Here is a 22215-nt window from a genome sequence, read left to right as displayed (position 1 = left end):
GCACGCGCGTCGCGTCGTGTTTTTCCGCAGCGCAGCACCGCAGCTCGCAACATCCCCGTCTCATCGAATGATGTCGTTCCGTCTCACCTGGAAGGACGCGCGGCATGCGCACATTTACTTTGCAGTCCTGCATGACATGCCGTACGAAGCCGCTGCTTTCCAGCGGGCACATGTCGCCCGGCGTTGTCCCGATGGTGCGGTTTTCTTGTCGTCGCATGCAGTAATCGGCCCGGCCCGCAGGGGGCGTATCGCGGAACGGTCGTATCCACACAATCAAAAGAACGAGGTCGGCAATGCAATTTCATTTCAGAGGATCGCGCCGCGCATGGCTACCCGCGCTCGTTGCAGCCGCGACGCTCGCCGCGTGCGGCGGAGATGACGGCGGCAGCGTGGCGGGCGTGTCCGCACTCGCGCAAGGTCAAGGGCAAAACCAGGATCAGCAGGGTGACAATGCGCAAGGGCGCGTGTCGCCGTCCGGCGTCCCGTACGCGAATCCCGCCAGCGGCGGGCGCTACAAGCCGGTGATCGCCAACGGTCAGGTACAGCCGTCGCTATCCGGCGGCACGATCGAGGAAAACGCGTGGGTCGACACGCCGGTCGACTCCGACGGCGACGGCACGCGCGACCGCATTCACGTGCGCATCGTGCGTCCGTCGGAAACCGCCAACGGCGCACGCACGCCGGTCATCGTGCTCGCAAGCCCGTACTATGCAGGGCTCGCCGACAGCCCGAACCACGACGTCGACGTCGAACTCGACGGCACCCCGCATCCGGCCACCACTGCGGCCGCGGCAGCCACCGGCGCCTCCGCGCGCATCATGGCCGCGGCGCCGCAAACGCGCATGCTGCAGCAGCTCGAGGCGGCCGCGGCCGGCCGTTCGTGGATCGAGGGCTACTTCATTCCGCGCGGCTTCACGATCGTGTATGCGGATTCGCTCGGCACCGCCGGTTCCGACGGCTGCCCGACGATCCTCACGCGCGACGAATCCGTCGCGATGGCGTCGGTGATCCGCTGGCTCGGCCGCGATGCCGCCGCGAAGGATGCGAGCGGCAAGCCGGTCGTCGCGAACTGGTCGACGGGCCACGTCGGCATGTACGGCGTGTCGTACGACGGCACGCTGCCGAAGATGGTCGCGAGCCTGCGCACGCGCGGGCTCGACGCGATCGTGCCGATCGCCGGCCTGTCGAACATGTACGGCTACTACCGCTCGGGCGGGCTCGTACGCGCGCCGGAGGGCTATCAGGGCGAGGACGTCGACGTCTACATCAAGGCGCTGCTGACCAACGCGCATCCGGAGCGCTGCACGCACCTGATCGACGAGGCATTGCAGCAGGAAGACCGCAAGACGGGCGACTATTCGCCGTTCTGGGCCGCACGCGACATTCCGACCGCACAGGCGGTCGCGCCGGCCCTCGTCGCGCAGGGGCTGACCGACGACAACGTGCGCGTCGACCAGTCGACGTCGTGGTATCTGGCGATGCGGCGTCAGGGCGTGCCGACGCAGCTGTGGCTGCACCGCCTGAAGCACACCGACCCGACCCGCGTGCCGGCGATGGCCGATGCATGGACCGCCGAAGTGAACCGCTGGTTCACGCGCTACCTGATCGGCGTCGACAACGGCGTCGAACGCGATTCGCGCGCGGTGGTCGAGCAGGCCGACGGCACGCTGCTGAAGGAAGCCGACTGGGCCGCGCGGCACGCCACGCCGGTCGCGTACTTCGCGGGCGGCGACGGCACGGGCACCGGCACGCTGTTGCGGCTGCCGAGCGGCGGTCCGCTCGCGCGCTTCACCGACGATGCGTCGATCCCCGCGCTCACGCTGGCGAACGCCGCGACCGGCGAGCATCGCAGCCGCTTCGAAACGGCGCCGTTCGCGGCCGCGACGCGCCTGTCGGGCACCGCGACCGCACGCGTGCGGCTGACCTTCACCGGCGTCGCGAACGTGACGGCATTGCTGGTCGACCGCGCACCGGACGGCTCGGCAACGATCGTCACGCGGGCATGGACCGATCCGCGCAATCGCGTGTCGGACTGGTTCTCGCAGCCCGTGCTGCCGGGAATGCCGTATGACCTGAAGCTGACGTTCATGCCGCGCGACTACAAGCTCGAAGCGGGTCACAAGCTCGGCCTCGTCGTGCTGTCGAGCGACAACGAGGCGACGCTGCGGCCGACACCGGGCACGGGGCTCGCGCTCGATCCGGCCGGCACGTCCGTGACGGTGCCGCTGGTTTCGTCCTGAGCCGGCGCGGTCGATCGGCACGACTGACCGCCATGCGCATGCGATCGCTCCCGATCGCATGCGCGTGACGCCGAGTGATACGTATCGAAGGCGCCGTGCGACTTTTCTTCACCGTCGCACGGCGCCGTTCTTCATCGGCAACGCGATCGCGTCAGCCATGCTGACGCGCATTTCACAGCGCTGAATTCGCGGCCGCGACGCAATTTTTTCTCTTGTTGGCGGGGCCGGTTCAACTTCGTGCCGGTGCGCCTTTCACCCCTTTCACCTTCCGCACCCGGCGCCGCCCCGCTCACACCGGCGTCAGCACCGGCTCCCCCGCGAAATGCCGGGCGGCGTTGTCCAGAAACTGCTGAACCGAACGATCGAGCGCCTCCGGCGACCAGCCGCCCATGTGCGGCGTCAGCACGATATTGTCGAGCGCCGTGAGCGCGCGCGGCGGCTCCGGCTCGCCTTCGTACACGTCGAGCCCGGCGCCCGCGATGCGCCGCTCGCGCAGCGCATCCGCCAAAGCAGCGGTATCGACAACGCTGCCGCGCGACACGTTCACGAGAAAGCCGCCGGGGCCGAGCGCGTCGAGCACCGTGCGATCGATCAGATGACGCGTGCCCGCGCCGCCCGGCGTCGCGACGATCAGGAAATCGGCCCATTGCGCGAGCGCATCGACACGGTCGAAATAGCGATGCGGAACCTCCTTCGCGGAACGGTTGTGATAACCGATCTCGATGTCGAAGCCGGCCGCGCGCCGCGCGCATTTCTCGCCGATCTTGCCGAGCCCGACGATGCCGAGCTTCTTGCCCGACACGTTCGGCGGCATCTGCAGCGCATCGCGCCATACGCCGGCGCGGGTGTTCGCATCGAGTTGCACGACGTTGCGCACCGCCGCCAGCAGCAGCGCGAACGCGTGATCGGCGACGCAATCGTCGTTGGTGCCCGCGCCCGTCACCACCGTGATGCCGCGCGCCTTCGCATGCGCGACATCGATGTGCTCGTAGCCCGCGCCGAGCGCGCTGACGAACGTGAGCTGCGGCAGACGATCGATTTCGGCGGCAGTGAGGCCCGTGCTGCCGTTGGTCAACACCGCACGGATGGTGCTGCCGTGTTCGGCGATCGCGCGCGCGCATTCATCGGCGGTCGGTGCATGATGGACGTCGTATGACGCGGCGATCTGGCGCTGCGCGTCGTCGCGCAGCGCGATAAGGACCAGCAACTCAGGCTTCATGTCAGCAAATGTCCACAGGCGGGAATGCGTTCCAGTGTAACAACGGCGCGTGACGCGTGCGGGTTACCCCCACGCGCGCTGTGGACGTGCCGCCTCACATGGTTTGCCAAAGCCGACTCAGTCAAGTAACTTTCGGCGTAACGTCCCCGTTCTGGAGATTGGCCCCGATGAAGCTCGCCCTGCCCGCCCGAATCCTGGGCCTCGCGTTCGCCGCCGCTGTCGTGGCACCCGGCGCGCACGCCGACACGCCCGTCGTGGTGTCGTCGAAAATCGACACCGAAGGCAACCTGCTCGGCAACGTCATCGCACAGGTGCTGAAGGCCCACGGCATCCCCGTCACCGAAAAGATCGCGCTCGGCACGACCCCGATCGTGCGCAAGGCGCTCACGAGCGGCGAGATCGATATCTACCCCGAATACACGGGCAACGCGGCATTCTTCTTCAACAAGGCCGACGATCCCCTGTGGAAGAACGCGAGCCAGGGCTACGACACCGCGAAGAAGCTCGACTATGCGGCGAACCATCTCGTCTGGCTCGAACCGGCGCCCGCGAACAACACGTGGGGCGTCGCCGTGCTCGCGCCGGTCGCGCAAGCGCAGCACCTGAAGACTTTCTCCGATTTCGGCAAGTGGATCGCGGGCGGCGGCAAGCTGAAGCTCGCGGCGTCGGCCGAATTCGTGAACAGCGCGTCCGCGCTGCCGTCGTTCGAGAAGGCGTACGGCTTCAAGCTGAAACCGGAGCAGCTCGTCGTGCTGTCGGGCGGCGACACGGCCGCGACGATCAAGGCCGCCGCGAACCAGACCGACGGCGTGAACGCGGCGATGGTGTATGGCACCGACGGCGGGATCGCATCGAGCGGCCTCGTCGTGCTCGACGACGACAAGCACGTGCAGCCCGTCTACGCGCCGACACCGGTGATTCGCGAAGTCGTGCTCAAAGCACATCCGCAAATCGCCGAGTACCTGAAGCCGGTGTTCGCAAGCCTCGACCTGAAGACGCTGCAGACGCTGAACGCGCGCATTCAAATCAACGGCGAACCGGCCGCCGGCGTGGCAAAGAGCTACCTGAAATCGAAAGGCTTCGTCAAGTGACGGGTCGCGCGGTGCCGTCCGCGCGGCGCGTCACGCTCGACAAGGTCGGCATCCTGATCGGTGTCCTGACGATCGTGGCGGTATTCGGCATGCCGTTCATGGTGCTTCGGCCGAACCGCATCGCGGCCGGCACGGGGCTGTCGGCGTTCGCCGCGCTGCCCGCCGTGCAGGGGGCCGCGCTCGCCGCGTTGTGGGTCGTCGGCGCGTTGTGGGCGATGACGGCGAGCCGTCCTGCATGGCGGCTCGCGGCCGGCTGCACGTGGCTCGCGACGCTGGCTTACGCGGTCGGCGCCGCGGCGACGCACGTCGTCGCCCCCGACGACGTGCTCGCACGCGTGTCGCCCGCGGCAGGCGTCTGGCTGCTGCTGTTCGCGTGGGCCGTGCTGGTGGCCGACGCACTCGCGCGGCTCGCATTCGGCCCCTGGCGCCGCCTCGTCGCACTCGTCGTCGCGATCGCAGCGATATCGCTGCCGCTCGCGAGCGGCTGGTGGGACGGCCTGTCCGTGATGCGCGAATACGCGGTGCGCAGCGACGACTTCTGGCGCGAGGCGATCCGGCACGTGTCGCTCGCGGGCGGATCGGTCGCGGCCGCGCTCGTCGCGGGCCTGCCGCTCGGCATCGCGTGCGCGCGGGTCGCGCCGGTGCGCACCGGCGTGATGCCGGTGCTCAATATCGTGCAGACGATTCCGAGCATCGCGATGTACGGGCTGATGATGGCGCCGCTCGGCCTGCTCGCCGCGCACGTGCCGCTCGCGGCCGCGCTCGGCGTCCGTGGGATCGGCGTCGCGCCGGCCGTGCTCGCGCTGTTTCTGTACTCGCTGCTGCCGATCGCGTCGAGCGTCGTGGTCGGGCTCGAGCAGGTGCCGCCGCATGTGACCGAAGCGGCTCGCGCGATGGGCATGACGCGCGCGCAGCGGCTGCTGCGCGTCGACCTCGTGCTCGCGTTGCCGGTGATCCTGAGCGGCGTGCGCATCGTGCTCGTGCAGAACATCGGGCTGACCGCGGTCGCCGCGCTGATCGGCGGCGGCGGCTTCGGCACCTTCATCTTCCAGGGGATCGGGCAATCGGCCGCCGATCTCGTGCTGCTCGGCGCGATCCCGACGATCGCGCTCGCGCTGGCGGCCGCCGTCGTGTTCGAAGCCGCGACCACGCTCGCGAAGGGACGTACCGCATGATCGAGATCGAACGCATCGGCAAACGCTTCGGCGACGTCGTCGCCGTCGACGACGTATCGATGACGATGAAGCAAGGCACGATCACCGCGCTCGTCGGTGCATCGGGCAGCGGTAAGTCGACGCTGCTGCGGATGATCAACCGTCTGATCGCGCCGACCGCCGGCACGATCCGCATCGACGGTGTCGACACCGCGAGCGTGCCGCCCGAGCAGTTGCGGCGGCGCATCGGCTACGTGATCCAGGGGCACGGCCTGTTTCCGCACTGGAGCGTCGCGCGCAACATCGCGACCGTGCCGCGCCTGCTCGGCTGGCCGGCCGAGCGCATCGACGCGCGCGTGCGCGAACTGCTCGACCTGTTTCATCTCGCACCGGCCGAATTCGCGGAGAAGCTGCCGCACGAACTGTCGGGCGGCCAGCAGCAGCGCGTCGGCGTCGCGCGTGCGCTCGCGGCCGAGCCCGCAATGCTGCTGATGGACGAGCCGTTCGGCGCGCTCGATCCGATCATCCGCAACAAGGCGCAGGACGATCTGTACGCGCTGCAGCGCCGCCTCGGCATCACGGTCGTGATCGTCACGCACGATATCGAGGAAGCGCTGAAGCTCGGCGACACGATCGCGGTGATGGACGAAGGGCGGCTGTTGCAGGTCGCGTCGCCGGCCGAGATTCTCGGCAAGCCGGCCGCGGGTGTCGTCGAGCAGCTCGTCGCCGGCGTCGACCGGCCGCTGCGCCTGCTCGCGCTGACGCCGATCGACGCGGTCGCCGAGCCCGGTCACGCCGACGGCGAACCGATCGCCGCGACGCGCACGCTGCGCGACGCCGTGTCCGAGCTGCTGTGGCGCGGAGCGGACGCATTGCCGGTCGATGATGGCAATGGGCGCGATGCGCCGCGCCGCATCACGTTCGACGCGATCCGCACACACGCGAGAAAACCCGCATGACGACGCGGCTCGCGCGTTCGCCCCTGCCGCAGCGGCTGCCCGCGCATGTCGCGCGCGCGGCCGCGTTCGCGCTGCTGCTCGTGCTGCTGTTGCGCCCCGCATGGCTGCAGGGCGTGTTCGCGCCGTTCGCGGACAACGGCGCGCCAGTCATCTACGATCGCGCGAGCCTGCTCGACCTCACGCTCGCGCATCTCGGCACCGTCGCGCTGTCGAGCCTGATCGGCACGATGGTCGCGGTCGCGGCCGGCATCGCGGTGACGCGGCCGTCCGGCGCGGATTTCCTGCCGGTTGCGCGCAGCGTCGTCGACATCGGCCAGACCTTTCCGCCCGTCGCGGTGCTCGCGCTCGCGGTGCCGGCCGTCGGCTTCGGGTTGAAACCCGTGCTGATCGCGCTCGTTCTGTATGGGCTCCTGCCGATTTTCGAGAGCACGATCGCAGGGCTCGAAGACGTGCCGCGCGATGTCGTCGACGCCGCGCGCGGGATGGGGATGAGCGGTTGGCAACAACTGGTGTCGGTCGAGCTGCCGCTCGCGTTTCCGGTGATCGTGAACGGAATCCGGCTCGCGGTCGTGATCAATCTCGGCACCGCGACGATCGGGTCGACGGTCGCCGCGCGCGGGCTCGGCGACGTGATCATCGCGGGCCTGCAGACGTCGAACACGGCGTTCGTGCTGCAGGGCGGCGTGATCGTCGGGCTGCTCGCGGTGCTGGTCAGCGATGCGATCGGCGCGCTTGCACGGGTGGCGAGCGCGCGGCGGGCGTAGCACGCATCCGCGATCGCTACCCCGTGCATGAAATGAGGGACGCGAGAGAAAATCCGGCCGCGCTTCATCCGGACTCCGATACGTGTTGGCGCAACGATCGAACCTGTCCGGAGCACGCGCCGACAAAAGCCTACATCACGCTTTCATTCGAGCCCGCGCTCGCACACGTCCGACGATTGGCCGATATACTATGCGCCTCTCATTTCCCCGCACTCCACCATGCGACGACGGTTTCTCTGGCTGATCGTGCTTTCGCTCGGCATCGCGCACCAGGCCTCGGCGCAGCAGGCGCCCGCATTGCCTGCCTCCGCGCCCGAAGCGGCCGCATCCGCGCCGGCCGAGGCCTCCGCCCCGCTCGCGAACGATCAGCCCAACGAAGCAAACCGCCGCATCACGTCCTACCTGACGAAGAAATTCGGTGTCGCGAAAGAGCGCGCCGCGAAGCTCGCCGATATCGTGAGCATGACCGCGACGAAATATTCGCTGCCTCCGGCACTCGTTTACGCCATCATCTCGATCGAATCGCGCTTCCAGGAAAAGGCGCGCGGCCAGCATGGCGCGACCGGGCTGATGCAGGTGGTGCCTTCCGCGCACCGCGGCATGCTGCGCAACGTGAAAGACCTGACCGAACCGAATGCGAACGTCGAAGCCGGCTCGAAGATCCTGTCGGGCTATGTGCGGGCGGCCGGCGGCAACGTGCAGGCCGGGCTGAAAAGCTACGGCGGATCGAATGCGTATGCGGCGAAGGTGATGCAGCGGGTCGACACGTTCCGCTTCGTGCTCGAACCCGAAGACGGCGCGAAGCGCGCGAACGATACGAACGCGCGCATGGTGCCGGTCAGCGATCCGTCGACCGCGGCGGCCGCCGCGAGCCGCAACGCGAAGTAAGCGCGCCGCGCACCGCACGTGCGATCCTGAAGCGGCACGACGCGCGACATTACACACCGACCGGCCATCACTCGCGCGCGAAATGCGCACGCAGAAACTCGATGAAATGCTGCGTCTTCGCGGGCAGCAAACGCGTTTCGGTCATCGCATGGACGGGAAACGGCGCGTCGTGACTTCGTCATGACGCGCCGCCTTGAAACGATATGGGCTGCTCAGCCCGTCACAGCTGCCCCGCCGCTCCCGTCCACCGCAGGTAATCCCCACGCGTCCAGTCGAGCGACACGCCGACGCGCTTCGTCCCCGGCCGGATCTTCGGCTTGTACATCGACAGCGTCAGCGATTCCAGCGCGGGCCATTCGCGGAACGACATCACCGCGAGATCGGCGACGAGCGTTTCGAGCAGCCGCGTATGCGGCTTGTGCGACAGGAACGACGCGACGCGTGCGCAGTAGCCGTCGTAGTCGATCCACTCGCCCTGCTCGCTCGGCTCGCAGCGATACCCGAGCCGCGCGTCGATCACGATCGGCTGCGGCGCCTCGTGCTCGTGCGCGTGGATGCCGATCCGCGCGGGCACCTTCAGTTCGTCGACGAACACGCTCCAGCCACGCCCGCGCAGGCGCGGCGCGTCGATCGCCACGAACGGTTCGTCGAACGGCTTCATGATACGAGCGGCGCCGCGGCGTCGAGCATGATGCGCACGAAATAGTCGGCGAAGCTGCGACGCAGGACGATCTCGAACGTATCGTCGCCGGTCGGGATCAGCGTGATCGGCGACTTGAAGTAGTGCGACTGGGCGCACTGACCCGGCTTGAGCACGCGCGGATGCAGATCGAGCGGGCAGCCGCGCGCGATCACGTCGCGCACGCGTTCGCCGCTGACCTCGACCACCGTGTAGCCGCTGCCGACGTCGACGGCCGCCGCATACGAACCCTGCACGGCCTCCGCGAGTTGCGCCTCGAGCACGCCCGCCTGCACGGGCCCGTTCGAACGCACGAGCCACTCGTCGGGACCGAGCCACAGCACGTCGTACTCGGCGCCGCGCGCCACCGTGTTCGGCGCCGACGGCGGCCGGCAGCCGACCACGCGCTCGAACGCGCTGACGAATGCCGGGTCGCTCAGTTCGCCGCGCACGTTCACGAGATCGAGGAACGCCCGCTCGCGCAGCATGAACTTCTTCGACGCGCGCGCCTGGTGCGGCTTCAGCACATCGGCCGCGCCGACGAACGGCGATTCAAGCGTCACGCCCGCGCCCGCCACTTGCGACTGGTTTCTGGTTTCATTCCACATGCTGGCGCACCCCTTCAGTATCGTAGAAAACCGGGCTCGAGATCTTCGCGACGACGCGCTTGCCGTTGGCCAGCGGAATCACGACGCTCTCGCCCATCTTGTTCAGGCCGCCCTTCACCACCGCCAGCGCGATCGAGCGCTTCAGGATCGGGCTGTAATAACTCGACGTCACGTGGCCGATCATCGGCGTCGGATCGACCGCCGACACCTGCGTGTCCTTCGCGATGATCTGCGCGCCTTCCGGCAGCACGAACTGTTCGTCCTCGGTCAGCAGGCCGACGAACTGCTTGCGGCCTTCCTTCTGCGTATCGGAGCGCGACAGCGAACGCTTGCCGAGGAAGTCCTTCGACTTCGCGACGAGCCCGCCCATCCCGAGGTCGTACGGCGTGATCGAGCCGTCGGTATCCTGGCCGACGATGATGTAGCCCTTCTCCGCGCGCAGCACGTGCATCGTCTCGGTGCCGTACGGCGTGATGTCGAATTCGGCACCGGCCGCCATCAGCGCTTCCCACACCGCGCGGCCCGCATTGGCCGGCACGTTCACTTCATAGGCGAGCTCGCCGGAGAAGCTGATCCGCATCACGCGCGCCTTCGCGCCCGCGACGGTGCCGTTCCGGTAGCTCATGAACGGGAACGCGTCGTTGCCGAAGTCGATGTCCTGGCACACCTTCTGCACGACCTTGCGGCTCTTCGGGCCGACCACCGCGAACGTCGCCCAGTGATCGGTGACGGACGCGAGCCGCACCTTCATGTCGGGCCATTCGGTCTGCAGCCAGCGCTCGAGCCACGTGAGCACGCGCGCCGCGCCGCCGGTGGTCGTCGTCATCATGAAATGCTGGTCGGCGAGGCGCACCGTCACGCCGTCGTCGAACACCATCCCGTTTTCGTCGAGCATCAGCCCGTAGCGGCACTTGCCGATCTCGAGCTTGTTCCACGGGTTCGTGTACATCCAGTTCAGCAGCTTCACCGCGTCCGGACCCTGGATGTCGATCTTGCCGAGCGTCGACGCGTCGAGGATGCCGACGCCATTGCGCACCGCCAGGCATTCGCGCTTCACGGCCGCATGCAGATCCTCGCCGTTCTTCGGGAAATACCAGGGCCGCTTCCAGTTGCCGACGTCTTCGAACATCGCGCCGTGCTCGACGTGCCATTCATGCACGGCCGTCTTGCGGATCGGGTCGAGGAAGTCGCCCGTCTCGCGGCCCGCGAACGTACCGAACGACACGGGCGTGTAGTTCGGGCGGAACGTCGTCGTGCCCGTTTCCGGAATCGTCTTGCCGAGCGCCTGCGCGAGGATCGCCATCCCGTTGATGTTGCCGAGCTTGCCCTGGTCGGTGCCGAAGCCCATCGCGGTGTAGCGCTTCACGTGCTCGACCGACTCGAAGCCTTCGCGCGCGGCCAGCAGGATGTCGGCGGCCGCCACGTCGTTCTGGAAGTCGACGAACTGCTTCGGCCCGCGTGCGGCGGCCTCGCGGCTGCCGACGAGCCACAACGGCTGCAGCGCGCCTTCGACGGTTTCCGCGACCTGCGGCGCGACGGGGCGCTGCGCGGCCGTGAAGCCCGCTGCCTTCGCCGCTTCGGCGCCCGCGTCGACCGCGAGCCGCAGCGCACGGGCGAGACCGAACTCGCCAGCGGCCGCGCCGATGCTCGCTTCCGCCTGCACGGGCTTGCCCGGCAGGAAGCAGGCCTTCTCGTCGTTCCAGCACGCCTTGCCGCCCGACTGCGCGAACAGGTGCAGCACCGGGCTGAAGCCGCCCGACATCGCGACGAGGTCGCACGGCAGCGACTGCAGCTTGCCGCCGGTCTGGCCGTTCGTGTAGGACGCGACGTCGACCGACGATACGCGCCACTTACCCGAAGCAGCCGTCACGACCGCACCGCTCATCACCGTCACACCCTGCCGCTTCGCGGCCGCGGGCAGCGCGCCGCTCGACGACGCACGCGAATCGACGACCGTCACCTTGGCGCCGCATGCCTTCAGGTCGAGCGCGGTCTGGTATGCACGATCGTTGTTCGTGAACACGACCACGTTGCGGCCCGGCAGCACGCCGTAGCGATGCACGTAGGTGGACACCGCGCCGGCGAGCATCACGCCCGGCAGGTCGTTGTTGCCGAACACGATCGGACGCTCGTGCGCGCCCGTCGCGAGGATCACGCGCTTCGCGCGGACCTTCCACAGCAGCTCGCGCGTGCCCTTGCGCATCGACACCGGCTGGTGATCGGTCAGGCGCTGCGTGACCGTCACGAGGTTGTGGTCCTGATAACCGAACGCGGTGCTGCGCGACAGGATCGTCACGTCGGGCAGCTTGCGCAGTTCGGCCTCGATCTTCTCGACCCACTGCAATGCCGGCTTCGCGTCGATTTCCGCGCGGCACGACAGCAGGCTGCCGCCGAGTTCGCGCTGGTCGTCGACGAGAATCACGCGTGCGCCGGCCGTCGCGGCCGCATGCGCGGCGGCGAGGCCCGACGGGCCACCGCCGACCACGAGCACGTCGCAGTGCGCGTAGCATTTGTCGTAGCGATCGGCGTCGAGCACCTCGGGCGCCTTGCCGAGGCCGGCGGCCTCGCGGATCTTCTCCTCGTACTTCGGCCACATGTTGCGCGGCCACATGAAGGTCTTGTAGTAGAACCCGGCCGGCATGAAGCGCGAGAACTTCTGGTTGATCGCGTACTTGTCGTTCTCGAGCGACGGCGCCGCGTTCACGCTCGTCGCGACGAGGCCCTGGTACAGCTCGATCTCGGTCGCGCGCGCGTTCGGCACCGTGTACGGGCCGGTCTCGAGCTGCACGACGGCATTCGGTTCCGCGACGTCCGCCGTCACGATCCCGCGCGGACGGTGGTACTTGAAACTGCGCGCGACGAAGTGCACGCCGTTCGCGAGCAGCGCGGACGCGAGCGTGTCGCCCTGGAAGCCCTGATACGTGCGGCCGTTGAACGTGAATGTCAGCGGAATCGCGCGATTGATGCGGCCACCGGTGCCGAGGCGGTCTTTCTGGCTCATTTGCTCGTGCCCTCTTCGTGTGCGTTGCCGGCGGCTGCGCCACCGAACTTTTCGTAGCCCTTGATATCGTAGGTCACCGTGTCGCGCGTGACCTTGAACCAGCGGCGGCAGCCCTGCGTGTGCAGCCACTGCTCGCGGTGGATACCGCGCTTGTTCTCGCGCATGAACACGTATTCGCCCCATTCGCGGTCGGTCATGTTTTCGTTCGCAACCGGGCGCACGATGTCGGCTTCACCGCCGCACGTGAACTCGGATTCGGCGCGCGGCCCGCACCACGGACATTCGATCAGCAACATGTTTCTTTCTCCTCGTTCAGTGCGGGGGTCAGTGCGCGACGGCGGCGGCGCCGTGCTCGTCGATCAGGTGGCCCGTGTAGAAGCGGTCGAGCGCGAACGGCGCGTTCAGCGGATGCGGTTCGTCGCGGGCGATCGTGTGCGCGAACACCCAGCCCGAGCCCGGCGTCGCCTTGAAGCCGCCGGTACCCCAGCCGCAGTTGAAGTAGAGGCCCTTCACGTCGGTCTTGGTGATGATCGGGCACGCGTCCGGCGACACGTCGACGATGCCGCCCCACTGGCGGTTCATTCGCACGCGCGAAAACACCGGGAACATCTCGACGATCGCCTGCAGCGTGCTTTCGATGATGTGGAAGCTGCCGCGCTGGCCGAAGCCCGTGTACTGGTCGATACCCGCGCCGATCACGAGGTCGCCCTTGTCGGACTGGCTGATGTACGCGTGCACCGCGTTCGACATGATCACCGAGTTGACCACCGGCTTGATCGGCTCCGACACCAGCGCCTGCAGCGGGTGGCTCTCGATCGGCAGGCGCACGCCGGCCATGTCGGCGAGCGTCGTCGTGTTGCCGGCTGCGACCACCGCGACCTTCTTCGCCTTGATGAAGCCCTTCACCGTATCGACGCCGACCACCGCGCCGCCTTCGCGACGAATGCCCGTCACCTGGCAGTTCTGGATGATGTCGACGCCGGCGCGGTCGGCGCCGCGGGCGAAGCCCCAGGCCACCGCGTCGTGACGCGCGACGCCCGCACGGCGCTGGATCGATGCGCCGAGCACCGGATAGCGGCTGTTCAGGTTGATCGTCGGCTCGATTTCCTTGATCTGCGCGGGCGTCAGGAACTCGGCGTCGACGCCGTTCAGGCGGTTCGCGTTCACGCGACGCTCGGTGTCACGCACGTCCTGCAGCGTATGCGCGAGGTTCATCACGCCGCGCTGGCTGAACATCACGTTGTAGTTGAGGTCCTGCGACAGCCCTTCCCACAGCTTCATCGCCTTCTCGTACAGCGCGGCCGATTCGTCCCACAGGTAGTTCGAGCGCACGATCGTCGTGTTGCGCGCGGTGTTGCCGCCGCCGATCCAGCCCTTCTCGAGGATCGCGACGTTCGTGATGCCGTGTTCCTTCGCGAGGTAGTACGCGGTCGCGAGGCCGTGGCCGCCGCCGCCGACGATCACGACGTCGTATTCCTTCTTCGGTTCCGGGCTCTTCCACTGCTTTTCCCAGTTCTCGTGATACGAGAGGCCGTTGCGGAACAGGCTGAATATCGAGTAGCGGCTCATGTTAGTGATCCTTCGTTAGCATTCGATGACGTTCACGGCAAGACCGCCGCGCGACGTTTCCTTGTATTTCGTCTTCATGTCGGCACCCGTCTCGCGCATCGTCTTGATCACCGAATCGAGCGATACGTAGTGCTGGCCGTTACCCTTGAGCGCCATCCGCGATGCGTTCAGCGCCTTGATCGCGCCCATCGCGTTGCGTTCGATGCACGGAATCTGCACGAGCCCGCCAACCGGATCGCAGGTCATGCCGAGGTTGTGCTCCATCCCGATCTCGGCCGCGTTCTCGACCTGGTCGGGCGTGCCGCCCATCACCGCGGCGAGCGCGGCCGCGGCCATCGAGCATGCGACGCCCACTTCGCCCTGGCAGCCGACTTCCGCGCCCGAGATCGACGCCGTTTCCTTGTAGATGATCCCGATCGCCGCGGCCGTCAGCAGGAATTCGACGATGCCGGCTTCGTTCGAGCCCGGCACGAACTTCACGTAGTAGTGCAGCACCGCGGGGATCACGCCGGCCGCGCCGTTGGTGGGCGCGGTGACAACCCGGCCGCCCGCCGCGTTCTCCTCGTTGACGGCCATCGCATACAGGTTGACCCAGTCGAGCATCGACAGCGGATCGCGCAGCGACTCCTCCGAACGCGCCCGCAGGCGCCCGTTCAGTTCGGCCGCGCGGCGCTTCACGCGCATCGGGCCCGGCAGTTCGCCCTCGACCTTGCAGCCGCGCTCAACGCACGCGGCCATCGTGCGCCAGATCGCGAGCAGCCCGCCGCGCACCTCGTCTTCCGGACGCAGCGTGCATTCGTTGCGCAGCATCAGCTCGGCGATCGACAGCCCGTGTTCGCGGCACTGGCGCATCAGGTCGTCGCCGGTGCGGAACGGATACGGCACGTCGGCCGCAGCACGCACGCCGTTCACGCGATCGCCATCGCGGTTCACGACGAAGCCGCCGCCGATCGAGTAATACTCCTTCTCGACGAGCAGCTGGCCGTGCTCGTCGAACGCCTGGAAGCGCATCCCGTTCGGATGGACGATGCTGGTGCCGCTCATCAGCTTGCGATAGAAGCCGATGTTCTCCTTCTCGTCGAAGCGAATCGTCTGCTTGCCGAGCAGCGCCAGCGACTTCTCCGCGCGGATCGCCGCGAGCCGGGGCTCGATCAGGTCCGGATCGATCGTGTCGGGCAAATGACCCTCGAGGCCGAGCAGCACCGCCTTGTCGGTGCCGTGGCCCTTGCCCGTTGCACCGAGCGAGCCGTATAGTTCGACCCGCACGCGGCGCACGAAGCCGAGCAGGTTCGCGTCCTCGATGTGCGACGCGAAGCGGCACGCGGCGATCATCGGGCCGACCGTATGCGAGCTGGACGGGCCGATACCGATCTTGAACAGGTCGAACGCGCTGACGTTCATCTGACTTCCTCTGGGTGGGCGTACGTGAAATGTCGTTGGCATCAGTACATCAAAGCGTAAAATTGGCCGATAGAACAAAAACGGCATCGGCGTGGGATACCGCCGCCAAGCCCCGCGCAGGACGGCCGGAAAGTGCGTTTTGACGATGATTGACGACGAAAAACCACAAGTCGGCCGGCGCGCGCGCCAGCCGGCAACCGTGCCCGCGAACAGACTGCAACGAGTGAGACCCGCCTTCCCGGCGTGACGAGATTGACCGCGATGACACCCGACGTACCCGCTTCCCCCCTCGCCGAACCCGCGCCGCAGCGCATCCGTTTCGGCATCGTGCTGCTGCCGAACTTCACGCTCACGGCCTTTTCGGGTTTCGTCGACATGCTGCGGCTGTCGGCCGACGACGGCGACTACAGCAAGCCGGTGCGCTGCGCGTGGAGCGTGATCGGCGAAACGCTGGCGCCGGTGCGCGCGAGTTGCGGGATCCAGATCACGCCGTGGGAAACCTTCGAGAGCGCCGAACCGTTCGACTACGTGGTCGTGGTCGGCGGGCTGCTGCATTCGGGGCCGCAAGCCGGCCCCGAAACGCTCGACTTCATCCGCCGCGCGGCGACGGGCGGCGCGACGGTCGTCGGGATCTGCACGGGCGTGTTCACGCTGATGCGCGCGAACGTGCTCGACGGCTACCGCACGTGCGTGAGCTGGTTCCACTACTGGGATTTCATCGAGCGCTTCCCGAACGCCGATCCCGACATGCTGATCGCCGATCGCCTGTTCGTGATCGACCGGCGCCGGATCACCTGCTCGGGCGGCCGCGCGTCGATCGACGTCGCCGCCGCGATCCTGCTGCGCCATTTCGATCATGCGACCGTGCAGAAGGCACTGCGCATCCTGCTCGTCGGCGAGATGCAGAAGGGCAATGCGCCGCAGCCGCATCCGCCGGGCCTCGAGCCTGCCACGCACCCGAAGGTCAAGCGCGCGATTCTCCTGATGGAACAGCATGTCGGCCGCGCGCTGCCGCTCGAGGAACTCGCGTGCAAGCTCGACATGTCGACGCGCCAGCTCGAGCGGCTGTTCAAGGCCGAGACGGGCAAGAGCCCGCAGGCGTTCGCGAAGCAGGTGCGGCTGCGCACGGCCGCGTGGCTGCTGACCAGCTCCGACCGCACCGTCGCCGATATCGCGTCGAGTTGCGGGTTCGCCGACGCGTCGCACCTCGGCCGCGAGTTCCGCAAGCAGTTCGGCGTGCCGCCGGCGACCTATCGCGAGCGCGGCGGGGACGGCGCAGAAGCCGGCGTGCCGGTGACCGCCGATTCCGATCCCGTCGAAGACATCGCCGACTGACGATCGCGCGCGTCGCCCGCGCGCGCCCTTTCCCGCCCTTTCCTTCTCCTGCCCGCGCTTGGACGTCGCACGATCGCGGCATTTTCCCGCCATTTGGAACCGGTTCCAATCAACTTGACCGACGTTGCAGCCCGTTGACCGAGGGTTATCCCGGATGCTGACGCACCTTCAAATTTGTATGATGACCACATCACCTTACAAACCAGAGCGTCATGTTCGAGAAGATTCCCGCCCGTGCGATGAGCGACCACGTCGCGCAGCAGCTGCTGAAGCAGATCGAAGTCGGCAGTTTCTCGGCCACCGGCAAGCTGCCGACGGAAGCCGTGCTCGCGCAGGAATTCGGCGTGAGCCGCACCGTGATCCGCGAGGCGATCTCGCGGCTGAAGAACGAAGGCGTGGTCGAGCCGCGCCAGGGCAGCGGCGTATACGTGAACCAGCACGGCGCGATCCGGCCGCTGCGGATCGACTACGCGGAAGCCGTCGAGGCGAGCTCGCTGCCGCACCTGCTCGCGGTGCGACGCGCGATCGAGGCTGAAGTCGCGGCCGAAGCCGCGCTGCACCACACGGCCGACGACATGGCCGACATCGACGACGCATTGCGCAAGATCGACGACGCGGCGGCCGAAGGGCGCGACGGCGTCGCGGAAGACGTCGCGTTCCACCGCACGATCGCGGCCGTCACCGGCAACCCGTATTTCCTGAAGACGCTGCAGTTTCTGAACCAGTACCTCGAGGCCGGCGTGAAGGTCACGCGGCGCAACGAAGCGACGCGCGAGGATTTCTCGCGGCAGGTGCGCGAGGAACACGCGGCGATCGCCGACGCGATCCGCGCGCGCGACCCGATGGCGGCGCGCAACGCGGCGCGCACGCACATGTACAACGCCGCCCGCCGTCTCGCGGAAGCCGGCATCTGCTGATGAACGATTGCTGAATGTGGCGGCCCGGGCCGAACCGGTGCCGTCGTTGTCCCGAACCTTTCCCGAATCGATCAAGGTTGACCATGTCACGAAATGTTGGAGTCATCGGCCTCGGCGCGATGGGCCTCGGCGTCGCCCGCTCGCTGCTGCGCGCGGGGTTCCGCGTGCACGCATGCGACGTGCGCGACACCGTGCTGCAGGCGTTCGCGGCCGAAGGCGGCGTGGCCTGCGCGAGCCCGGCCGAACTCGGCGCGCGATGCGATGTCGTCGTCACGCTCGTCGTCAATGCCGCGCAGACCGAAACGGTGCTGTTCGGCGAACACGGCGCGGTCGCGGCGATGAAGCCGGGCGGCGTCGTGATCGCGAGCGCGACCGTCGCGCCCGACTTCGCGGTCGCGCTCGGCGCGCGCATCGAGGCCGCGGGCCTGCAGATGCTCGACGCGCCGGTATCCGGCGGCGCCGCGCGCGCGGCCTCCGGCGAGATGACGATGATGACGTCCGGCCCCGCCGCCGCGTATGCCGGCTGCGACGACGTGCTCGACGCGATCGCCGGCAAGGTGTACCGCCTCGGCGACGCGCACGGCATCGGCTCGAAGGTGAAGATCATCAACCAGCTGCTGGCCGGCGTGCATATCGCGGCGGCGGCCGAGGCGATGGCCCTGGGCCTGCGCGAAGGCGTCGATGCCGACGCGCTCTACGACGTGATCACGCACAGCGCCGGCAACTCGTGGATGTTCGAGAACCGCGTGCCGCACATCCTGAACGGCGACTACACGCCGCTGTCGGCCGTCGACATCTTCGTGAAGGATCTCGGCCTCGTGCTCGATACCGCGCGGCGCAGCAAGTTCCCGCTGCCGCTGTCGGCCACCGCGCACCAGATGTTCATGAGCGCGTCGAGCGCCGGCCACGGCGGCGAGGACGATTCCGCCGTGATCAAGACTTTCCCCGGCATCACGCTGCCGCCCGCCCGCTGATTCGAACGACGTTCCTGCCATGACCGCTTCCGCTTCCCGTCCCCTGCTCGGCTGCATCGCCGACGATTTCACCGGCGCGACCGATCTCGCGAACATGCTCGTCAAGAGCGGCATGCGTACCGTGCAGACGATCGGCGTGCCCGCCGGCGACGCCGCAGTCGACGCCGACGCGATCGTCGTCGCGCTGAAGTCGCGCACGATTCCCGCCGCCGACGCCGTCGCGCAATCGCTCGCCGCCCACGAATGGCTGCGCGCACAGGGCTGCCGGCAATTCTTCTTCAAGTACTGCTCGACGTTCGACTCGACCGACGCGGGCAACATCGGGCCCGTCGCCGATGCGCTGCTCGACGCGGCCGGCGGCGGCTTCGCGATCGCGTGCCCGGCGTTCCCGGAGAACGGCCGCACGATCTTCCGCGGCCACCTGTTCGTCGGCGACGTGCTGCTGAACGAATCGGGCATGGAGAACCACCCGCTCACGCCGATGAAGGACGCCAACCTCGTGCGCGTGCTGCAGCGGCAAACGAAGTCGCAAGTCGGCCTGATCCGCTACGACACGATCGCGCTGGGCGCGGCCGCCGTGCGCACGCGGATCGAGCAGCTGCGCGCGGAAGGCGCGCGCTTCGCGATCGCCGACGCGCTGTCGGATCGCGACCTCTACGTGCTCGGCGAAGCGTGCGCGGGCCTGCCGCTCGTCACCGGCGGCTCGGGCGTCGCCCTCGGCCTGCCCGCGAATTTCCGTCGCGCGGATCAGCTGCCCGAGCGCGACAACGCGGCCTCGCTGCCGCGCATCGACGGGTTGTCGGCGGTGCTCGCCGGCAGCGCGTCGAAGGCAACCAACGCCCAGGTCGCCGCGTGGCGCGAAAGCCGGCCGAGCTTCCGGATCGATCCGCTCGCGGCCTCGCGCGGCGAGCCCGTCGTCGACGCCGCACTCGCGTTCGCACGCTCGCACCTGCCGCAACCCGTGCTGATCTACGCGACCGCGACACCCGACGAAGTGAAGGCCGTCCAGCAGGCGCTCGGCGTCGAGGCGGCCGGCCATCTCGTCGAGAGCACGCTCGCGGCGATCGCCAGGGGCTTGCGCGAGTTCGGCGTGCGCAAGTTCGTCGTCGCCGGTGGCGAGACGTCCGGCGCGGTCGTGCAGGCGCTCGACGTGAAGTCGCTGCAGATCGGTGCGCAGATCGATCCGGGCGTGCCGGCAACGGCCACCATCGACGCGCAGCCGCTCGGCCTCGCGCTGAAATCCGGCAACTTCGGCACGGTGGACTTTTTCGACAAGGCGCTGCGCGCGCTCGACGGAGCCGCATGATGAGCCACGAAGCGAAACTGCGCGAAGAGATCTGCGTCGTCGGCGCGAGCCTGTATGCGCGCGGCCATGCAGTCGGCAGCGCCGGCAACATCAGCGCGCGTCTGGACGACGGTTGGCTGATCACGCCGACCGATGCCTGCCTCGGCCGCCTCGACCCGAACGACATCGCGAAGGTCGGCCTGGACGGCCAGCCGCGCTCGGGCGGCAAGCCGTCGAAGACGCTCGCGCTGCATCGCGGAATCTACGCGCGCAACGCGCAGGCGAACGGCATCGTCCATACGCATTCGACGCACCTCGTCGCGCTGACGCTCGCGGGCGTATGGCGCGACACCGACGTCCTGCCGCCGATCACGCCGTACTACGTGATGAAGGTCGGCCACATTCCGCTGATCCGCTATCGCCGCCCCGGCGACCCGGCCGTCGCGGCCGAAGTCGCGGCACTCGCCGATCAGGTTCGCGGCGTGCTGCTCGACCGCCTCGGCCCGGTGATGTGGGGGCAGTCGGTGTCGCACGCGTCGTACGCGCTCGAGGAGCTCGAGGAAACCGCGCGGCTTTGGCTGATGACGAACCCGAAGCCCGAGCCGCTGTCCGACGCCGCACTCGACGAGCTGCGCCAGACCTTCGGCGCACGCTGGTAACGCAACGCATCGCGCCCGGATCTCGCAGGACTACGTACCGATTCCCATGCCCGCCGTGTGCGCGGGCCCTTCCATCAGCACACACGACACAATCCGACGGCGTGCGCGCCGCCGGCACATGACATCCCAGGAGACGACGATGACTGCTCTCGACGCGGCCGCAGGCCGCTCGCCCGCCGCGCCCGCCCAATCGGGCGAGCTCGACCGCACCTACAAGAAAGTGTTCTGGCGCATCGTGCCGTTCCTGATGCTCTGCTACGTGGTCGCGTATCTCGATCGCGTCAACGTCGGCTTCGCGAAGCTGCAGATGTCGCAGGACCTCGCGTTCAGCGAAACCGTATTCGGCCTCGGCGCCGGCATCTTCTTCCTCGGCTACTTCCTGTTCGAACTGCCGAGCAACATGCTGATGCACCGCATCGGCGCGCGCATCTGGATCGCGCGGATCATGATCACGTGGGGCCTGTTGTCCGCGCTGTTCGCGTTCGTGAAGACGCCGACGCAGTTCTACGTGCTGCGCTTCCTGCTCGGTCTCGCGGAAGCCGGCTTCTATCCGGGCGTGATCCTGTACCTCACGTACTGGTTCCCGTCGCATCGCCGCGCGAAGATCATCGCGGTGTTCATGTCGGCGATTCCGGTGTCGGGCATCTTCGGCAACCCGCTGTCGGGCTGGATCATGGAGCGCTTCCACGGCGGCTCGGGCTTCCACGGCTGGCAATGGATGTTCATGATCGAGGCCGTGCCGGCCGTGCTCGTCGGCATCGCGACGATCCTGTATCTCGACAACAGCATCCGCAGCGCGAAATGGCTCGACGAGCGCGAAAAGCAGATCCTGGAGGATGAAATCGCCGCGCAGCCGCAGGAACAGCAACAGCACGGCCATTCGCTGAAGGCCGTGTTCTCCGATCCGCGCATGTGGTGGATGTCGCTGATCTACTTCGCGTTCGTCACCGGCCAGTACGGTCTCACGTTCTGGATGCCGACGCTCGTCAAGTCGACCGGCATCACCGATACGTTGCAGATCGGCCTGCTGTCGGCAATTCCGTTCGTCGTCGCGATCGTCGTGATGAACCTGTTCGGCCACAGCGCGGACAAGCGCCGCGAACGCCGCTGGCACCTGATCGTGCCGGCGCTGATGGGCGCGGTCGGGTTTGCGGTCGCCGCGTCGTACTCGCACAATACGGCGGTGTCGATCGTGTTCCTGTCGCTCGCGGCGGGCGGCGTGCTGACCTGCGCACCGCTGTTCTGGTCGCTGCCGACCGCGTTCCTCGCCGGTTCCGCCGCGGCCGCCGGGATCGCGATCATCAACTCGGTCGGCAACCTCGCCGGGTTCGCGAGCCCGTACGTGATCGGCTACCTGAAGGACGTCACGCACAGCACGGCGTCCGGCATGTACGTGCTGGCCGCCATGCTCGTGATCGGCGCGATCGCCGTGTGGCTGACGCCCGCGAAACTCGTGAACCGCTGATCCGTCA

Annotated in this window: 19 protein-coding genes and 1 pseudogene; 12 read left to right on the top strand and 8 right to left on the bottom strand. The window is 67.9% G+C overall.

Translation table 11 applies throughout. The features are described from left to right. Positions 1 to 293 precede the first annotated feature (293 nt). Positions 294 to 2240, top strand: a complete 1947-nt coding sequence (locus WS49_RS24410) for a Xaa-Pro dipeptidyl-peptidase (protein ID WP_059534113.1) — start codon at positions 294 to 296, stop codon at positions 2238 to 2240. A 289-nt stretch (positions 2241 to 2529) separates the two neighbouring features. Here the strand turns inward: WS49_RS24410 and WS49_RS24405 are convergent, their stop codons facing one another. Continuing rightward, a complete protein-coding gene (locus tag WS49_RS24405) occupies positions 2530 to 3459 on the bottom strand; it encodes a 2-hydroxyacid dehydrogenase (RefSeq protein ID WP_059534112.1) in 930 nt (309 codons plus the stop codon). 167 nt (positions 3460 to 3626) lie between these two features. Here WS49_RS24405 and osmF point away from each other — a divergent pair, with 167 nt between their 5' ends. From osmF to WS49_RS24380, 5 genes are all read left to right on the top strand, one after another. After that, a complete protein-coding gene (gene osmF, locus WS49_RS24400) occupies positions 3627 to 4550 on the top strand; it encodes a glycine betaine ABC transporter substrate-binding protein OsmF (RefSeq protein WP_059534109.1) in 924 nt (307 codons plus the stop codon). Further along, positions 4547 to 5725 (top strand): ABC transporter permease, encoded by a 1179-nt coding sequence (locus WS49_RS24395; protein ID WP_059534107.1) that lies wholly within the window; start codon positions 4547 to 4549, stop codon positions 5723 to 5725. Before osmF ends, WS49_RS24395 begins: the two co-directional genes overlap by 4 nt. Next, complete coding sequence (locus WS49_RS24390) at positions 5722 to 6663, top strand: ABC transporter ATP-binding protein (RefSeq protein WP_059534105.1); 942 nt, start codon at positions 5722 to 5724, stop codon at positions 6661 to 6663. Before WS49_RS24395 ends, WS49_RS24390 begins: the two co-directional genes overlap by 4 nt. Further along, the gene (locus WS49_RS24385; protein WP_059534103.1) at positions 6660 to 7427 is read left to right on the top strand and encodes an ABC transporter permease; all 768 of its coding nucleotides are present in this window, start codon (positions 6660 to 6662) and stop codon (positions 7425 to 7427) included. Before WS49_RS24390 ends, WS49_RS24385 begins: the two co-directional genes overlap by 4 nt. 219 nt (positions 7428 to 7646) lie before the next feature. Further along, positions 7647 to 8315 (top strand): lytic transglycosylase domain-containing protein, encoded by a 669-nt coding sequence (locus tag WS49_RS24380; protein WP_059534101.1) that lies wholly within the window; start codon positions 7647 to 7649, stop codon positions 8313 to 8315. Between the two features lie 67 nt (positions 8316 to 8382). Here WS49_RS24380 and WS49_RS36190 read toward each other — a convergent pair. The 7 genes and pseudogenes from WS49_RS36190 to WS49_RS24350 all read right to left on the bottom strand — a co-directional run. Further along, positions 8383 to 8481, bottom strand: a pseudogene (locus WS49_RS36190) (LysR family transcriptional regulator); the annotation flags it as partial. Between the two features lie 54 nt (positions 8482 to 8535). Further along, the gene (locus WS49_RS24375; RefSeq protein ID WP_059452158.1) at positions 8536 to 8976 is read right to left on the bottom strand and encodes a dihydroneopterin aldolase; all 441 of its coding nucleotides are present in this window, start codon (positions 8974 to 8976) and stop codon (positions 8536 to 8538) included. Beyond that, a complete protein-coding gene (locus WS49_RS24370; RefSeq protein ID WP_059534099.1) occupies positions 8973 to 9602 on the bottom strand; it encodes a sarcosine oxidase subunit gamma in 630 nt (209 codons plus the stop codon). The genes WS49_RS24375 and WS49_RS24370 overlap by 4 nt, the downstream gene beginning before the upstream one ends. Next, positions 9592 to 12603, bottom strand: a complete 3012-nt coding sequence (locus tag WS49_RS24365; RefSeq protein WP_059534097.1) for a sarcosine oxidase subunit alpha family protein — start codon at positions 12601 to 12603, stop codon at positions 9592 to 9594. Before WS49_RS24365 ends, WS49_RS24370 begins: the two co-directional genes overlap by 11 nt. Next, entirely contained in the window at positions 12600 to 12899 is a 300-nt protein-coding gene (locus WS49_RS24360) for a sarcosine oxidase subunit delta (RefSeq protein WP_059534095.1), read from the bottom strand. The genes WS49_RS24365 and WS49_RS24360 overlap by 4 nt, the downstream gene beginning before the upstream one ends. 28 nt (positions 12900 to 12927) lie before the next feature. After that, positions 12928 to 14172, bottom strand: a complete 1245-nt coding sequence (locus WS49_RS24355; RefSeq protein WP_006480591.1) for a sarcosine oxidase subunit beta family protein — start codon at positions 14170 to 14172, stop codon at positions 12928 to 12930. 15 nt (positions 14173 to 14187) lie between these two features. Continuing rightward, positions 14188 to 15573, bottom strand: coding sequence for an L-serine ammonia-lyase (locus WS49_RS24350; protein ID WP_059534094.1), 1386 nt, complete (start codon positions 15571 to 15573; stop codon positions 14188 to 14190). 261 nt (positions 15574 to 15834) lie between these two features. Here WS49_RS24350 and WS49_RS24345 point away from each other — a divergent pair, with 261 nt between their 5' ends. From WS49_RS24345 to WS49_RS24320, 6 genes are all read left to right on the top strand, one after another. Next, complete coding sequence (locus WS49_RS24345; protein WP_059534345.1) at positions 15835 to 16908, top strand: GlxA family transcriptional regulator; 1074 nt, start codon at positions 15835 to 15837, stop codon at positions 16906 to 16908. 212 nt (positions 16909 to 17120) lie between these two features. Continuing rightward, complete coding sequence (locus WS49_RS24340; protein ID WP_059534092.1) at positions 17121 to 17825, top strand: FadR/GntR family transcriptional regulator; 705 nt, start codon at positions 17121 to 17123, stop codon at positions 17823 to 17825. An 83-nt stretch (positions 17826 to 17908) separates the two neighbouring features. After that, a complete protein-coding gene (gene ltnD, locus WS49_RS24335) occupies positions 17909 to 18799 on the top strand; it encodes an L-threonate dehydrogenase (RefSeq protein ID WP_059466901.1) in 891 nt (296 codons plus the stop codon). Between the two features lie 19 nt (positions 18800 to 18818). After that, positions 18819 to 20105, top strand: coding sequence for a 3-oxo-tetronate kinase (gene otnK / locus WS49_RS24330; RefSeq protein ID WP_059534090.1), 1287 nt, complete (start codon positions 18819 to 18821; stop codon positions 20103 to 20105). Beyond that, a complete protein-coding gene (otnC, locus tag WS49_RS24325) occupies positions 20105 to 20743 on the top strand; it encodes a 3-oxo-tetronate 4-phosphate decarboxylase (protein ID WP_059534343.1) in 639 nt (212 codons plus the stop codon). The genes otnK and otnC overlap by 1 nt, the downstream gene beginning before the upstream one ends. A gap of 139 nt (positions 20744 to 20882) precedes the next feature. Then, on the top strand, positions 20883 to 22208 hold the full coding sequence (locus tag WS49_RS24320; protein WP_059534088.1) for an MFS transporter: 1326 nt from the start codon (positions 20883 to 20885) through the stop codon (positions 22206 to 22208). Positions 22209 to 22215 lie beyond the last annotated feature (7 nt).

It is taken from the genome of Burkholderia sp. RF7-non_BP4 (assembly GCF_001521935.1).
Classification (GTDB): domain Bacteria; phylum Pseudomonadota; class Gammaproteobacteria; order Burkholderiales; family Burkholderiaceae; genus Burkholderia; species Burkholderia diffusa.
Note: the sequence above shows the minus strand (reverse complement) of the source record. Positions and strands in the feature narration are given on the sequence as shown.

Bases quoted from the DNA above. Each gene is read 5' to 3' on its own strand.
- WS49_RS24340 (WP_059534092.1), top strand. From the start codon at position 17,121: ATGTTCGAGAAGATTCCCGCCCGTGCGATGAGCGACCACGTCGCGCAG.
- WS49_RS24350 (WP_059534094.1), bottom strand. From the start codon at position 15,573: ATGAACGTCAGCGCGTTCGACCTGTTCAAGATCGGTATCGGCCCGTCC.
- WS49_RS24320 (WP_059534088.1), top strand. From the start codon at position 20,883: ATGACTGCTCTCGACGCGGCCGCAGGCCGCTCGCCCGCCGCGCCCGCC.
- WS49_RS24385 (WP_059534103.1), top strand. From the start codon at position 6,660: ATGACGACGCGGCTCGCGCGTTCGCCCCTGCCGCAGCGGCTGCCCGCG.
- ltnD (WP_059466901.1), top strand. From the start codon at position 17,909: ATGTCACGAAATGTTGGAGTCATCGGCCTCGGCGCGATGGGCCTCGGC.
- WS49_RS24380 (WP_059534101.1), top strand. From the start codon at position 7,647: ATGCGACGACGGTTTCTCTGGCTGATCGTGCTTTCGCTCGGCATCGCG.
- WS49_RS24355 (WP_006480591.1), bottom strand. From the start codon at position 14,172: ATGAGCCGCTACTCGATATTCAGCCTGTTCCGCAACGGCCTCTCGTAT.
- WS49_RS24345 (WP_059534345.1), top strand. From the start codon at position 15,835: ATGACACCCGACGTACCCGCTTCCCCCCTCGCCGAACCCGCGCCGCAG.
- WS49_RS24410 (WP_059534113.1), top strand. From the start codon at position 294: ATGCAATTTCATTTCAGAGGATCGCGCCGCGCATGGCTACCCGCGCTC.
- WS49_RS24365 (WP_059534097.1), bottom strand. From the start codon at position 12,603: ATGAGCCAGAAAGACCGCCTCGGCACCGGTGGCCGCATCAATCGCGCG.
- WS49_RS24370 (WP_059534099.1), bottom strand. From the start codon at position 9,602: ATGTGGAATGAAACCAGAAACCAGTCGCAAGTGGCGGGCGCGGGCGTG.
- WS49_RS24390 (WP_059534105.1), top strand. From the start codon at position 5,722: ATGATCGAGATCGAACGCATCGGCAAACGCTTCGGCGACGTCGTCGCC.
- osmF (WP_059534109.1), top strand. From the start codon at position 3,627: ATGAAGCTCGCCCTGCCCGCCCGAATCCTGGGCCTCGCGTTCGCCGCC.
- WS49_RS24375 (WP_059452158.1), bottom strand. From the start codon at position 8,976: ATGAAGCCGTTCGACGAACCGTTCGTGGCGATCGACGCGCCGCGCCTG.
- WS49_RS24360 (WP_059534095.1), bottom strand. From the start codon at position 12,899: ATGTTGCTGATCGAATGTCCGTGGTGCGGGCCGCGCGCCGAATCCGAG.
- otnC (WP_059534343.1), top strand. From the start codon at position 20,105: ATGAGCCACGAAGCGAAACTGCGCGAAGAGATCTGCGTCGTCGGCGCG.
- otnK (WP_059534090.1), top strand. From the start codon at position 18,819: ATGACCGCTTCCGCTTCCCGTCCCCTGCTCGGCTGCATCGCCGACGAT.
- WS49_RS24405 (WP_059534112.1), bottom strand. From the start codon at position 3,459: ATGAAGCCTGAGTTGCTGGTCCTTATCGCGCTGCGCGACGACGCGCAG.